Annotated in this window: 11 protein-coding genes; 5 read left to right on the forward strand and 6 right to left on the reverse strand. The window is 63.2% G+C overall.

Features of this window, described 5'->3' with window-relative positions:
* Positions 1-31: 31 nt before the first annotated feature.
* Positions 32-274, reverse strand: coding sequence for a DUF1127 domain-containing protein (locus tag AB7008_RS18710; protein ID WP_441259248.1), 243 nt, complete (start codon positions 272-274; stop codon positions 32-34).
* Positions 275-433: 159 nt separating this feature from the next.
* Here AB7008_RS18710 and AB7008_RS18715 point away from each other — a divergent pair, with 159 nt between their 5' ends.
* The 3 genes from AB7008_RS18715 (at position 434) to AB7008_RS18725 (ending at position 5,002) form a co-directional block, all read left to right on the forward strand.
* The gene (locus AB7008_RS18715) at positions 434-2,002 is read left to right on the forward strand and encodes a winged helix-turn-helix domain-containing tetratricopeptide repeat protein (protein ID WP_441259249.1); all 1,569 of its coding nucleotides are present in this window, start codon (positions 434-436) and stop codon (positions 2,000-2,002) included.
* Between the two features lie 355 nt (positions 2,003-2,357).
* Positions 2,358-3,419, forward strand: a complete 1,062-nt coding sequence (locus AB7008_RS18720) for a cytochrome-c peroxidase (RefSeq protein ID WP_441259250.1) — start codon at positions 2,358-2,360, stop codon at positions 3,417-3,419.
* Positions 3,420-3,808: 389 nt separating this feature from the next.
* Positions 3,809-5,002: a glycosyltransferase gene (locus AB7008_RS18725; RefSeq protein WP_441259251.1), complete on the forward strand. Its 1,194-nt coding sequence runs from the start codon at positions 3,809-3,811 to the stop codon at positions 5,000-5,002.
* 55 nt (positions 5,003-5,057) lie between these two features.
* Here AB7008_RS18725 and AB7008_RS18730 read toward each other — a convergent pair whose 3' ends face one another.
* Together AB7008_RS18730 and AB7008_RS18735 are read right to left on the reverse strand one after the other, a co-directional pair.
* Complete coding sequence (locus AB7008_RS18730) at positions 5,058-5,684, reverse strand: alpha/beta hydrolase (protein WP_304493557.1); 627 nt, start codon at positions 5,682-5,684, stop codon at positions 5,058-5,060.
* Positions 5,681-6,619: a ring-cleaving dioxygenase gene (locus AB7008_RS18735; protein WP_028155657.1), complete on the reverse strand. Its 939-nt coding sequence runs from the start codon at positions 6,617-6,619 to the stop codon at positions 5,681-5,683. Before AB7008_RS18735 ends, AB7008_RS18730 begins: the two co-directional genes overlap by 4 nt.
* A 129-nt stretch (positions 6,620-6,748) precedes the next feature.
* Between AB7008_RS18735 and AB7008_RS18740 the strand changes: the two genes are divergently transcribed.
* Complete coding sequence (locus tag AB7008_RS18740; RefSeq protein ID WP_304493558.1) at positions 6,749-7,660, forward strand: LysR family transcriptional regulator; 912 nt, start codon at positions 6,749-6,751, stop codon at positions 7,658-7,660.
* Positions 7,661-7,851: 191 nt separating this feature from the next.
* Here the strand turns inward: AB7008_RS18740 and AB7008_RS18745 are convergent, their stop codons facing one another.
* From AB7008_RS18745 to AB7008_RS18755, 3 genes are all read right to left on the reverse strand, one after another.
* Positions 7,852-8,775 carry a dienelactone hydrolase family protein gene (locus AB7008_RS18745; RefSeq protein WP_160321082.1) on the reverse strand — a complete coding sequence of 308 codons (924 nt, stop codon included), beginning with the start codon at positions 8,773-8,775 and terminating at the stop codon, positions 7,852-7,854.
* Positions 8,776-8,859: 84 nt separating this feature from the next.
* Positions 8,860-11,553 carry a hybrid sensor histidine kinase/response regulator gene (locus AB7008_RS18750; protein WP_304493560.1) on the reverse strand — a complete coding sequence of 898 codons (2,694 nt, stop codon included), beginning with the start codon at positions 11,551-11,553 and terminating at the stop codon, positions 8,860-8,862.
* Complete coding sequence (locus tag AB7008_RS18755; RefSeq protein WP_441259252.1) at positions 11,550-12,581, reverse strand: ABC transporter substrate-binding protein; 1,032 nt, start codon at positions 12,579-12,581, stop codon at positions 11,550-11,552. The genes AB7008_RS18750 and AB7008_RS18755 overlap by 4 nt, the downstream gene beginning before the upstream one ends.
* 296 nt (positions 12,582-12,877) lie before the next feature.
* Here AB7008_RS18755 and AB7008_RS18760 point away from each other — a divergent pair, with 296 nt between their 5' ends.
* Entirely contained in the window at positions 12,878-13,630 is a 753-nt protein-coding gene (locus AB7008_RS18760; RefSeq protein WP_028155663.1) for a hypothetical protein, read from the forward strand.
* Positions 13,631-13,653 lie beyond the last annotated feature (23 nt).

Consider the following 13,653-nt stretch of genomic DNA (forward strand, 5'->3'; position numbering starts at 1 on the left):
GCCACTCGAAAAAGCGTGCCGGGGGTCGACATCATCCGGCCGATCGTATGCCTCGCGGGTCGGTATTTCGGTTCGAGGCCACGTAATCGATCTCGCCATAGGTAATCCCGATATCCTCCAGCTCCTGATCACTCAGGCTACAAAGATCGCGCCGCAGGCGCTCCCATTTCCGCCACTCTTGAAAGGCGTTCCAGCAATTCTTGACAACGCTGACATTGTGTCGCTGAGAGTCTGTCGTCTGGACCAAGCCCGTTGTCTGATAAATCACGCTCATCGCAGCATCCTCGGGCACCTTGTTTCGACCCTGACAAGTTGCCAAAATCCGGCCCGGCGCGCTTGATCCGCTGCTTACATTTTCCTTACGGACGGCTTATTCTTTACTTTCCAGGTGTTGCCGGGCCTGACCGGAGACCGTCCAGAGGGATTTCGCGTCTTGCGCTATCTCTTCGAAGACTACGAACTGGATGCCGGCCGCCGCGAGCTGTACCGCGACACAAACGTCGTCGCCCTGGCGCCGCAGACCTTTGACTTTCTGGACTACCTCATCCGCAACCGCGAGCGCGTGGTTTGCAAGGATGAGCTCATCACAGCCATTTGGAAGGGGCGGTGCGTGTCGGATGCCGCGCTGACGACCCGCCTGAATGCCGCTCGGTCCGCAATTGGCGATTCCGGGGAGAAACAGCGGTTGATCAAGACGCTGCCAAGGAAGGGCTATCGCTTTATTGGCATGGTGCGGGAGGCTGCCCCCACTGTGGCAGTAACAGAAATCCAGAGGGAGACGGCTAAACCTGCCCTCACACTTCCCGACAAACCGTCGCTGGCCGTTCTCCCATTCACCAACCTGAGCTCCGATCCAGAGCAGGAGTATTTCGCCGACGGCATGGTCGAGGACATCGTCACTGGCCTTTCACGATCCAAATCGCTGTTCGTCATCGCGCGACAGTCCACTTTTACCTACAAAGGCAAGGCTATCGACATCAGGCAGGTGGGGCGCGAGCTGGGCGTTCGGTATGTGCTCGAAGGCAGTGTGCGCAGATTCGGCGATCGAGTTCGCATTGCCGGGCAGTTGATCGAGGCCACGACGGGTGCTCATCTTTGGGCGGACCGGTTCGACAGCCAGCTCAAGGATATCTTCGATCTGCAGGACCAAGTGACGAGCAGCGTGATTAGCGCACTGTTTCCTCAACTGGAGCGCTCTGAAATAGAGCGCGCAAAACGCAAGCCAACCGAGAATCTTCAGGCCTACGACTACTATCTTCGTGCACTCTCGAGCTTCTATGAATTCACCCGCGAACAGAACATTGAAGCCCTCAGACTGATCCGGCTTGCTGTCGAGATCGATCCCGGATTGGCCTCAGCATACGCGCTTGGTGCTTATTGCTACCTGCAACGAAAGATCTTCGGCTGGACGATCGACGCGGATCAGGAACTGAACGACACCCGAAGGTTGGCAAGGCGTGCGATCGAGCTCGATAAGGATGATCCAACTGTACTCGTGAGAGCCGGGCAGGCAATTGCCGCCGTATTATACGAGATGGACGATGGCGTGGCCCTCGTCTCCCGAGCGTATGAGCTTAACCCGAACCTGGCTATCGCACGGTATACCATCGGCTGGGAACACATACGCCGTGGCGACGTAGAGGCGGCGCTTAAGCAGTTCCATGCCGGGGGGCGTCTGAGCCCGATGGATCCGTTTCTTTTTCTGATGCAGACCGGCATAGCGTTTGCGCATTTCCTGACGGATCGATACGAGGACGGGGCATCATGGGCCAAGTCGGCTGTGCTGCACCGGCCCAACTATCTCAACGCACAATTCATTCTGGCGGCATGCCACGCAATGTCTGGAAGGGTCGAGGAAGCCCGGATGATCGGTGCACGCCTGATGGAAGCGAGGCCGGCTCTGCGCGTTTCCACACTCGTGCCAAAGCTCGCTCGATTTTACAGGCCGGAACACCTCGAAAGGGTCATGCGAACTTTCCCCATCATGGGTCTACCCCCATGAGTGCGTGCGGTTGTCGGGAAAGACTGGTCTCATTCCGATTCCCATCAACCGCGCCCGCGCGCCTTGTGTGCCCGCTGGAGCCCCTGTCGCCGCTATGAGGTGCCCACTTATGATGCGCGCCACATCCCTCGTGGTACTATTGCTCCTATCGTATATCTTCGCGGTAGTTGCTCCGCGAGCCCAAGAGAAAGACGCTGGTGTAGGCGCACCGCCCGCACTGGCGCCGGGGCAGGCACCGCCCCTGCCCAAGCCGGGCCCGTTAGCCCAGCCCCGTTCATCAAGTCAGGTTGGCTTCCCCACGGTTTTGACCGAGTATGTTATCTCGCCGTCCACGCTCAGACCTGCCAGAGTCGCATTGGGTCAGAAGCTGTTCTTCGAGCCTCGGCTCTCAGGCGACGGTACGGTCTCCTGCGCCACCTGCCACGATCCGGCGCGGGCCTTCACCGACGGCAGGCCCCTGGCAGTCGGTATCCATGGCCGCGTCGGCCAACGTAACGCCCCAACCGTGTTGAATGCGCTCTATAACAAAACGCAATTCTGGGACGGCCGGGTCAATACGCTAGAGCAGCAGGCTGCGCTGCCAATCACGAATCCGTTCGAGATGGGCTCGGCCAGTATCGGCGATGCGCTGTCAAGGATCGCCGGCGACAAGGACTATCAGGCTCAATTCATGCAGGCCTTCGGCCGGGACGTGAACGAGCAGGATATGTTGAGCGCTATCGCAGCGTATGAACGGACACTGGCTTCCTTCGATTCCCCGTTCGACCATTTCATCGCCGGAGACGTCAACGCCATCAGCGACTCGGCCAGACGCGGCTGGGATTTGTTCAACGCCAAGGCCCGTTGCCACCTCTGCCATGCTTTGACGGACAACCAGCCGGACGCAGCCCTCTTCTTGGATAGCGATTTTCACAACGTCGGCATCGGCATCCTCCGGCATCACGTCGTTCCCCTGGCGCAGCAGGCCGAGCGAGAGCTGGCGCAAGGACATGTGGCGGGTATCGACACCGCGGCGATTGCGAGCGAGATGTCGGTCCTCGGGCGCTTCCTCGTGACGAGAAAGCAGGATGATATCGCGTCGTTCAAGACGCCGGGCCTACGAAATGTTCTCGTGACCGGACCCTATTTTCACGACGGGTCGATGCAGACCCTGTGGGACGTAATGGATCACTACAACAAGGGCGATGGAATCGCGAACCCCTGGCTCGACAAGGACATGCAGCCGTTAGCGCTGACGGAGCCGGAGATCGATGACATGGTGGCGTTTCTCGCCTCACTGACAAGCGCGCAATACAAGGTAACCGGTGACCAGGAGTATGCACGGCAACTCGCTCTATCCAAAGTGAACCGCCCTCAGCGGGATACGGCGAGGGCTTTCAGCCCAAAGCCGAAGCAGCCGGAGCCGCCCCCGCTCTAATTGTTGTCCACCCGATTGCCGTAATTCCTGCGATCTGAGCTGAGTCACGCCGCGCCGACTGGCCATCAGCTCAAATGTCCGCTTTGGCCCATAAGCGGCCATCCTCTCCTTACAGCTGTAACCATCTCCCCGAGAGGAGACATCGTTCGGTAGCGCGCGCCGCGTCATTCTTGGCGTGGCCGCGCGGACACAAGCGCGGCCGCGCGTCCGTCCGGAAGCCTGCATTGGGATGCGCAGGATGGATTGCGACAGCGAATTCGCAACCGTGACGAAAGGGTTCTTCGATGTCTTATAATTTTCTGCTGGCGTCGTGGGGAACTCTCGGGAATTTGAGTCCGTTGCTGACTGCGGCGCGGAGGTTGCACCGGAATGGACATCATATCCGGGTGATGGCGGATCCGGCGATGCGCTCTGAAGTCGAGGCCTCCGGCTTTGCATTTGTAGCATGGCGCCGCGCCCCGACGGGAAAGGCTGCGGATCCGGTGGACGTCTCGGATGTGAAAGACTTTCTACGCCAGGCCATCTTTGATCCTGCCGCGCTCTATGCGGCCGATGTCCGGGATGAGATCGGCCGTATGCCGACGGATGCCGTTCTCGTGCTTGACGTGCTGTTTGGTGCTGCGCTCGGGGCGGAGGCATCAGACGTGCCTTTCGCTCTTCTGTCCCCTCATGTCAGCATTCGGCCCCTGCCGGGAATGCCGCCAGCCACCAGCGGGTTGAGGCAACCGAAAACGCCGGAAGAGCGCGCCGAAGTCGACGCCGCCAATGCCAGGCTAGCCGAAACACTCAATCTGTTTCTGCCAAGTCTCAACCGCGCGCGTGCCGATCTGGGTCTTCCGCGTCTCGCAGATGTCTACGATCTGTTCGATCGGGCCAACCGGCTTTTGCTCGCGACCAGTCGAGCGTTCGACTTTCAAGCTGACTCGCTGCCCGACAATTTCCGCTACGTCGGACCGCTGCTCGATGTACCGAATTGGTCCAAGTCTTCCCAGATGGAGGCGTGGCGAGCGCCATGGTCGGCTCAGTCGGGTCGTCCTCGCGGGCTGATCGCATGCAGCACGGGCGCGCAAGGTCAGCGCGAGCTGTTTCAGCGCATTATCACCGCGATGGAGGCGGTCGAGATCGATGCCCTTGCAACAGCCGGTCCCAATGTCGACGTCGCCGATCTCAGGGCTCCGAAGAATGTGCATTTGGTCCGCGGCGCTCCCCATGACCTCGTCATGAAGGATGTTTCCGTGGTGATCTCGCAAGGCGGCCACGGAACGACCACGCGTTCACTCATCAACGGACTGCCGCAACTCATCCTGCCGATGGGGCGGGACCAGGCTGCCAACGCCGCGCGCGTCGAAGCAAAGGGGGCAGGGCTTCAATTGCCTCCAACCGCCTCCGAAGCGGAAATTGCCGCGGCGGTGAACCGATTGATCGCAGAGCCGCAATTCAGGATGGCGGCCCGTCTGCTCGGCGAGGCCATGAAAGTCGATATCGATCGGTCCGGCCTCGTCGACGAGATGGAGGCGATCGCCGCCACTGGCCGCGCGGCGAGACCGCAACCGAAGAAGCAACCGCTTCGAAAATCTGCCTGACGGATCGCAACGCGAATGGGCGGCGCACCGTGTGAACGATGCGCCGCTTGTTGGTTCATGCCGCTTTGGCGTCGACGCTGCCGATCCAGTTGCGGGCCAGCGTCACGTCGGCCTGCGACAATTGGTGGCCAACGGGGAGCACCTTGTGGTCGACGCGTGCTCCGGCTTCCGACAACAGCGCCGCAAGCTTTGCCGAATTGCTCGCCGGCACGATCGGATCGGCCTGCCCGGACAGCAGCAGAATCGGCTTGCCGCCAAGCTCTGTCTTCGGCGGATTCGACAGCGGCACCATGGCACGCAGCAGGATCGCGCCTGCCAGGACGTCCGGCTTCAGCAGCAACATCGCGGCTGCGATGTTGGCGCCGTTGGAGAAGCCGACCGCGATGGGAGCGGCGATGCCGTATTGCTGCCGCGCATCCGCGACGAAGTCGCCGAGCTCCAGCGCACGCCGGCGCACGTCGTCCTCGTCGAACACGCCCTCGGCGAGGCGGCGGAAGAAGCGCGGCATGCCGTGCTCGAGCACGCGGCCGCGCGGCGAGAGCAGCGCGGAGCCGGGCGAGATCATCTTGCCGAGCCCGAGCAGGTCGTTCTCGTCACCGCCGGTGCCGTGCAGCAGCAGCAGAGGAGGGGAGCCCGCGCTGGTCGCGGGCTCGAAACGATGGATGAATGTGCTCTCGGTCATGACGCGCTTTCTTCCAGGCTTGGCAGAACATTTTCGATCTGCTTGCGCTGCGCTTCGAGGAAACTCGGCAGCTTCAGATCACGTCCCAGCGTCGCGACGGGTTCGTCGACGGCGAAGCCGGGGATGTCGGTCGCGATCTCGAACAGCACGCCGCCGGGCTCGCGGAAGTAGATCGAGCGGAAGTAGTTGCGGTCCCTCTGCTCGGTCGGATGCAGGCCGTGATTGCTCACGAGCTTTTGCGCCATCCGGCCCTGCTCGGCATCGTCGGCCGCGCGGAAGGCGATGTGGTGGACGGAGCCGCCGCCCTGATGTCCGCGCAAAAAGCCCTTGGCTTCGTAGATGTCGACGACGCTGCCTTCGGCATCGCCCGGCGCCTTGAAGCGGATCACCGAGCCCTCGCGTCCCACCTCCTTGAAGCCGAACACGTCGGTGAGGACGGCAGCCGTCTTCGCCGCACTGTCGAGTAGCAGGGTCACGCCGTGGAAGCCGCGGATCGCGTGCTCGGCCGGCACGTCGCCATTGCTCCAGCCGGGCTCGTTCTCGGCGCCGGGAATGCCGACCAGCGCGAGCGCCATGCCGTCAGGGTCGGTGAACGGCAGCACGGACTCGCCAAAGCGCTTCTCCAGCGCCTCGTAGGCGATGCCCTTCTCGGTGAAGCGCTGCGTCCAGTAGCCGAGCGAGCGCTGCGGCACGCGGAAGGCGGTCTGATGGGTCTCGCCGACGCCGCGGCGGCCGGCGGGCACGCCGGCCCAGGGGAAGAAGGTCAGGATGGTGCCGGGGCGGCCGGTCTCGTCGCCGTAATAGAAATGATAGGTGCCGGGATCGTCGAAATTGACCGTCTTCTTGACGAAGCGCAGGCCGAGATCCCTTGTGTAGAAGCCGAAATTGCGGATGGGGTCGCCGGCGATCGCGGTGACGTGGTGCAGTCCAGACATTGTCGTTCTCCAGAATTCGGGGAGCGGTCTTGCTCTGGTTGGAAATATCGTTCCGCTTTGGATTGGAGACAATCCATGCAAATATGACGTCTATGTCTACGATTTGGAAACAATCGCCGAGGCCGGCCCTTGGATAAGGTCGCCAGCCTCCGGGCCTTCGTGAGGGTGGTCGAAAGTGGCAGTTTTGCCGAGGCGGGCCGGCAGCTGCGGCTGTCGCGCTCGGCGATCAGCAAATACATCGCCGACCTCGAGGAGAGCCTCGGCGTGCAGCTCCTGAACCGGACCACGCGCCACGCCAGCCCCACCGAGAACGGCCAGCGCTATTTCGAGCGCGCGGTCGTGATCCTCTCGGAGATCGAGGCGGCCGATCAGGCGGTGACGCAAGCCCAGTCGGCGCCGCGCGGGTTGTTGCGCGTCAACGCGCCAATGTCGTTCGGCACGATGCGGCTCGGGCCGGTGCTGGCCGAGTTCATGGCGCGCTATGGCGAGCTCCAGCTCCAGATCGTGCTCAGCGACGATCTGCTCGATCCCGTGCAGGACGGCTTTGACGTCACTTTGCGGATTGCGGAGTTGGAATCCTCCAGCTTGATCGCGCGAAAAATCATGCCGGTGGCGCGCATGATCTGCGCTTCGCCGGATTATCTTTCGCGTCACGGCACGCCAAAGCATCCGCAGGACCTGCGCGAGCATGCCTCGCTGACCTACGGCTTCCTGCTGACCGGCAATCAGTGGAAGCTCACCGGCGCCGATGGCGATCACTGGATCCAGCCGGCCTGGTCGCTCTGCGTCAACAACGCCGAGGTGCTGCGCGACGTCGCGATCAAGGGCAGGGGGCTGGCGCTGCTCCCGGAGTTCATCGCGGCCGATGCGCTGAAGAAGGGCGAGCTGCGGACGGTGCTGGACAATTATTCCGCGCCGCCGCTTGCGCTCTACGCGGTCTATCCGCCGACGCGGCATCTGTCGGTGAAGGTGCGGCTGTTCATTGATTTCCTCGTCGAGCGTTTTGGCCGCGAGGACGAGGCAGGCGTGCGGACGCGCTGAGGCTGGGGGCGTGGTCTCATCGGGCGGTGATCCTGCCGAAGGCTGCTTAGCCCCGCCAGCCGCCGAGAAGCGGGGCGTGCGGCGATTTCGTCTCCGGGCCACGAGCGGAAGTTGTTCAGACGGACTTCCCGCGTCTATCCGCCGCCATTCGGCCGTTGTCGCAGACCTACAGGCTGCGCGACTCCGCGCGGTCAGTTTTCCGCTTTCTTGGCCTCGTTCAACGCACTAATGATTGCCTTGATGGTGCCTTCCGCAGCCGCGGCATTGTATCCGACATGGTAGCCATGGAAAACGTGGATTGGCTCGTGATCTTCGAAGCTGTGGTTCGCCCCCTTCCACAGCACCGTCTTCACAGGAATCGACCGCTTGCTCTCTGCCATCTGGCCGCAGAGGATGGGGCTCGTCGCCTCGTCCTTCTCTGCTAGGAATAGATGGACCGGGGCGTAGAACTCGACGTTCTTCATCAAATAACAGGACGGCTGCATCGCGAAGCCGCCCGCGAACATGTGCTCGTGCAGGTCGCCGATCGCCCGGTTCATGATGATCAAGGTCGTGGTCGCACCGTTGCTGCGGCCAAGGACGTAGACTCGCTTGGGATCGGCGATCTTCTGTCCGATGAGCCAGTCCAGCGCCGCATACGCATCGTCAGCCCGGCGCCGCGCCCAAGTCAACTGGCTGGGATCCGAGCAGACGCCGTCGGGTCCCAATCCCCGGCTGCCGAAGCTGTCGAGCAGGAGAACACCATAGCCCGCTCCGACCAATCTGCCGCCGTAGTCGCGCCCCCATTTCCTCTCGACCCGGCCGAACCCGTCGCAGCCGTGCAGCATGATCACGAAGGGGATTGGTCCCTTGGCGCCCTGCGGCCGCATAATGTCCGCCGACAATTCGCCCTCGGCCTTTACCTTGCCCTTTTCCTCGACGGTGCCGTCCATGAAGTTTTTCGACCTGCCGTCGATGTATTCGTTCCCGGGAATCCAAGGCAAGGACTGCGCTGAAGTATGCCAAGGTATCTTGACCATCTCAGCACGCGCAGATGAGAACGACAAAACAGCGACTATTGAGAATATGATTTGCCTCATTGGAAATTGCACCTTTGCCCCCTTGATTCTGGTCAACACCATATCCGACTTGGGAAAGCGTAAGTATCCTTGAAGAGGATTCGCGCCGCCTTGGGTCGAAAGCGGTCCTCGTCTGAGCCCCTAACTGACCGAAGGCTGCTCGGCCGGCCGGAGCAATTCGTCGAGCGCACTCATCGACGCATCTCGAAGCGCAGCGAGTTCGCGGGCGGCACTCTCGCTCTCGGCGGGAGACATCGAGGGCGCCGCCAGCTCGATCTCACGGCTGCGCTCGAACAGGCGGACGAGGCCGAGCGCGCTTGCCGCACTACCGAGCTGATGCGCGGATCGCGCGAGCTGCCTGTGATCGCCAATCTCCGCGGCCTTGGCGATGTCGTCGATCAGTCGTTCGCTCGTTTGCCGAAGAAGCTGGTGGAGCTTTTCGATTTGCGCGGCGCCCAGGAGTTCTTGCTGGTCGTCGAGGAAATGCAGGTCGATCAATGCGCCGGCCGCAAGCTGCGCCGCGGGCGTCTTCTGCGCTGGATCGTCCTCGATCGCCTCGCGCAGCGCGTTGATCAGGATCGGCTTGCTGACGATTTTGGCGATGCCGGCGCCTGCGAGCCGCTCGCGGGCGCTGGTGGAGACGTCCGCGGTCACGGCGATGATGCGCGGCATTTTTGGCAGATCGAGCTTGCCGATCCGCGAGGCCGCCTCGACGCCGTCCATGTCGGGCATGTGCAGATCCATCAGGATGATGTCGAACGCCTGATCGCGGGCGAGCGCGATGGCCGACGCGCCGTCTCTCGCAATCGTCGCGCGATGGCCGAGCCGGTTCAGAATGGCTTCGCCGACCTCGCAATTGACGGGATCGTCGTCGACCAGCAGCACGCGGAGCTGCCGCGACGGCGGCGGGACCGCGCCTTGCGCGACGCCGCTTGCGGCACGGCCGAGCGGCACCTGAAGCGTGAACGTGCTGCCTGCGCCCGGCGTGCTCTCCACCGTCAGCTCGCCCCGCATCAGGCGCGTGAGCCGGCGCGCGATCGCCAGTCCGAGGCCGGTGCCGCCGAACCGCCGCGCGATGCTGTCGTCGGCCTGGACGAAATCGTCGAAGATGCGCTCGTGCATGTCGGGCGCAATGCCGATGCCGGTATCGCGAACGGTGACGCGCAGCATGACATGATCGTCACGTTGCTCGGCGGCCGCCGCGAGCGCAATCCCGCCGTGCGGGGTGAACTTGATGGCATTGCCGATCAGATTGAGCAGGATGCGATTGAGCCTGACGGGATCACCATGCACGGAGGTGTCGACCGTCGCATCGCAGGTGAGGTCGAAGGTCAGGCCCTTGCCGAAGGCCTGCGGACACATCAGCTCCGCGGCGGTCTCGATCAGCTGCTGGAGGCGGAAGTCGCGCGTCTCCAGCGTTTCGGTGCTGGCCTCCAGGCGGGCATATTCCAGGATGGCATCGACCAGCGCGATCAGCGTTTCGCCCGATGCCTCCGCGGTCGCGAGGTGGCGGCGCTGGGCCTCGCCGAAGCTGCCGTCGTCGAGCAGCTGCAGCACGCCCATGACGCCGTTCAGCGGTGTGCGCAGCTCGTGGCTGACGACGGCGAGGAAGCGCGACTTGGTCTCGTTGGCCAGCACGGCGGCCCTGCGCGCGCGCTCGGCCGCGTCATGCTCGGCCAGGGCGTGGTCGCGGGCCTTCTCGAGTTCGGAGGTGCGCTCGATCACCTTGCGCTCGAGCGTCGCGTAGGACTCGCGCAAGTGAGCGGCCATCAGGTTGAACTGGTCGCCGAGCGCTTCCAGCTCGTCGCCGGTCTTGATCGCGAGCCGCAGGCCGAGATCGCCGCTGCCGATCCGCCGCGCGCCCTGCGTCAGGATCTGGATCGGCACGGTCATGCGCCGGCTGAGCCAGAGGGACACCAGGACCGCGAAGGCGAGCAAGACGACCAGGAGAAACGTCGCGCGTCCGATCGATGCATAGATCGGGGCGTAGGCTTCGCTGAGCGGAAGCTCGACGAACACCAGCCAGCCGAGCGAGGGGACCGTCGCATAGGTCGAGAGCACGCGCTGGCCCGACAGATCCTCCTTGACCAGACCGCCCGAGGGCGGTCCCACGCCATCGAGCGCGGCGCGCACGTCCGCATGCCCTGAGAGATCGCTGCGGCGCAGTGCCGGCCACAGATCGGGATGCGCGATCAGGACCCCCATGCGGTCGACCACATAGGCCTTGCCGGTGTTGCCGACCCTGATCCCGGCGACGAGGTCCCAGATGAAGCGCAGATTGACGTCGGCCACGATCACATTGGGATTCAGCCCGGTCCCGCGCGTGGCGAGCGTCATGAACGGCTCGGTGTCGCGGAAGAAGTAGACCGGCCCGTAATAGGCCCGGCTTTCATTGGCGCCGCGGAAGGCCGGCGAGGTCGAGAGATCGGCCTTGCTGCCGACCCTGTCCGCGACGCGGCGCGACACGCGCACCTGCTCGCGGCCCTGCGAGTCGAGCTCGGTAATCTCCGCGATCGCGGGCGAGAGGCGCAGCAGGCGGATGGCGTTGAGGCGGTCGTCTTCGTTGCTCGACAGCTCCGGAGGCAGGCGCGAGAGCCATCTGATCTGGCTTTCGATCTGGCCGATGAACTGGCCGATCTGAATGGCCGCGCTTGCCGCCTGCTCGCGCTGGGTCGCAGCGAGCAGCTGCTTCTGCTCGCGATAGGAGAACCAGACGTCGAAGCCGGTGTTGATGGCGAGTGCCGCAAAGGCGAGGGCGACGATCGAGTAGAGATATTTTCGGAACAACCGGCCCGGAGGCGTCCGCAAATGTCCCTGGTCGATCGCCTCGTTCACTCGCGGATCTCGTCGGCGCGCGCCAGCAGCGTGAACGGAATGTTCAATCCGAGCGAGCGGGCGACCGTGCGGTTGATCAGGAGCTCGTATTTCCGTGGCGATTGCACCGGCAGATCCCCGGCCTTGGTGCCGCGCAGGATGAGATCGACGTAATCGGCCGAGCGCACTTCCAGTGCCGGCCCGTAGCTCATCAGTCCGCCCGCATCCACGAAATAATGGAACGGATAGATCGTGGGGACGCGATGTTTGGCCGCCGCCGCCACGACCGCCTGACGGTGGATCACGAGGAAGCTGTCGACCAGCGCAACCATCGCCACTCTGGGCGATTCGGAAAAGCGCCTGATGGTTTCGTCGATGTCCGTTGGCGCATTGACGGGCACGGGGGCCACGGACACCCCTGAGGTCGCGGCCTCCTGCTCGATCGAGTCGAGGAAGAAACGCCCGGCGCGCGGCGTGGTCGTCGGGTTGAAGAGGACGCCGACGCGCGCGAGATCCGGCACCGCCTCCCGGATGAGCTGAAGCCATTTGCCGCCCATTTCGGCGGTGCTGTTGGTGAAGCCGGTGACGTTGCCGCCGGGATGGGCGAGGCTTTCGACGAAGCCGTTGCCGACCGGATCGTTGGCGGTCGCGAAAACGATCGGGATGGTTTTGGTGGCGGCAAAGACTGCGGCGGTTTCGATGGTCGAGCCGGTCAGGATCACGTCCGGCTTGAGCTCGAGCAACTCCTGGACCGCGGCCTTGAGCTTGTCGGGTCCGCCGAAGGTCGAACGAAGTTCGAGGCGGAAGTTGACGCCTTCGACCCAGCCTCGCTGCCTCAAGCCGACGATGAGACCACCCAGGCGGGAGGTCGGGCTGTTGGTCATGCTCCGTCTGGTCAGTTCGTCGTCGAGCGGCAATCCCGTCAGCGAGGCAACGATCCGCATGCGATCTGACGTTGCGCCGAGCGCAATCCATCCTGCAGCGGTTGTGCCCGCAAGGCGAATGAAGCCGCGGCGATCGAGCGCGAACGCGGAAGGCCGTTCGGTCATGGAATTCTTTGCACGATGGTCTGTCCCAAGTCCGATGCTTAACGCGAAAGGGCGGTGTCCACAATTGATGAAAAAATGCGCTTATGAATGTTCATTCGCAGCATTCGGCAGTTCGATACCGTATTCCTACCCGGCCAAAGAGTCGCTGTTTCGAGCTTTGTCTGCTCCGTGACGATCTGTAACGCGTTGTGGCGTTGCAACATTTTCCGTCTCGTTGAGACGACGGTTCGGAGAAGTCGATTTCTGAGCGGCTGATTTTTTGAAGCGTTGTTTCAGGTTTGTTTCGAAGGTTTTCGATGCGCAAAATCTATCTTCTTCCGGCCCTCGTGGGCCTGCTGACCTCTGTTGCGGCCGGGCCGCTCGCGGCCCAGGGAGTGGTGCCGAAGCAGAAGGCTGCGCCGGCACCCAGAGCCGCTGCTGCCGGTGCGGCGCCGGCTGCCGCCGGTGCGCCGGTCGCTGCTGCGACCGAGACACCGACCGCCGGTGCGGACGACAAGACGACCAAGGCGATCGACGGCTTCCGCTCCGCCAAGTTCGGCATGAACGAAGCCGACGTGCGCGCGGCGATGACCAAGGACTTCAGCGCCAAGCCCGACGCGATCAGGGCGCAGGACAACGCGTCCGAGCTGACGCACAGCCTGCTGCTCTCCGTTCCCGAGCTGCTGCCGAACGGTGGGACTGCCGAGCTCTCCTATGTGTTCGGCTACAAGTCCAAGTCGTTGATCCAGATCGGTGCGGTCTGGTCGAAGGGGACCGACACGGCGATGACGCCGGAGAAGCTGTTCTCCAACGCCAACATCCTGCGCGCCCATTTCATGGGCGAAGGCTTCAAGCCCGATTCGATCGCGATGAACATGCCCGTCGCCGGCGGCATCGTGATGTTCCGTGGCAGCGACGCCAAGGATCGCTCGGTGATCCTGCTTCTGCAGGGCACGTTCGAGAACAAGGAGAACAACCAGCGTGTGCTGACCCCGACCAGCCTGCTGCTGTTCTACGTGGCCGACGCCAAGAGCCCCGACATCTTCAAGCTGCCGCCCGGCCAGTTCTGATACCGGACGACCTCACGACATTC

This window comes from Bradyrhizobium sp. 521_C7_N1_3 (assembly GCF_052075975.1).
Taxonomy (GTDB): domain Bacteria; phylum Pseudomonadota; class Alphaproteobacteria; order Rhizobiales; family Xanthobacteraceae; genus Bradyrhizobium; species Bradyrhizobium japonicum.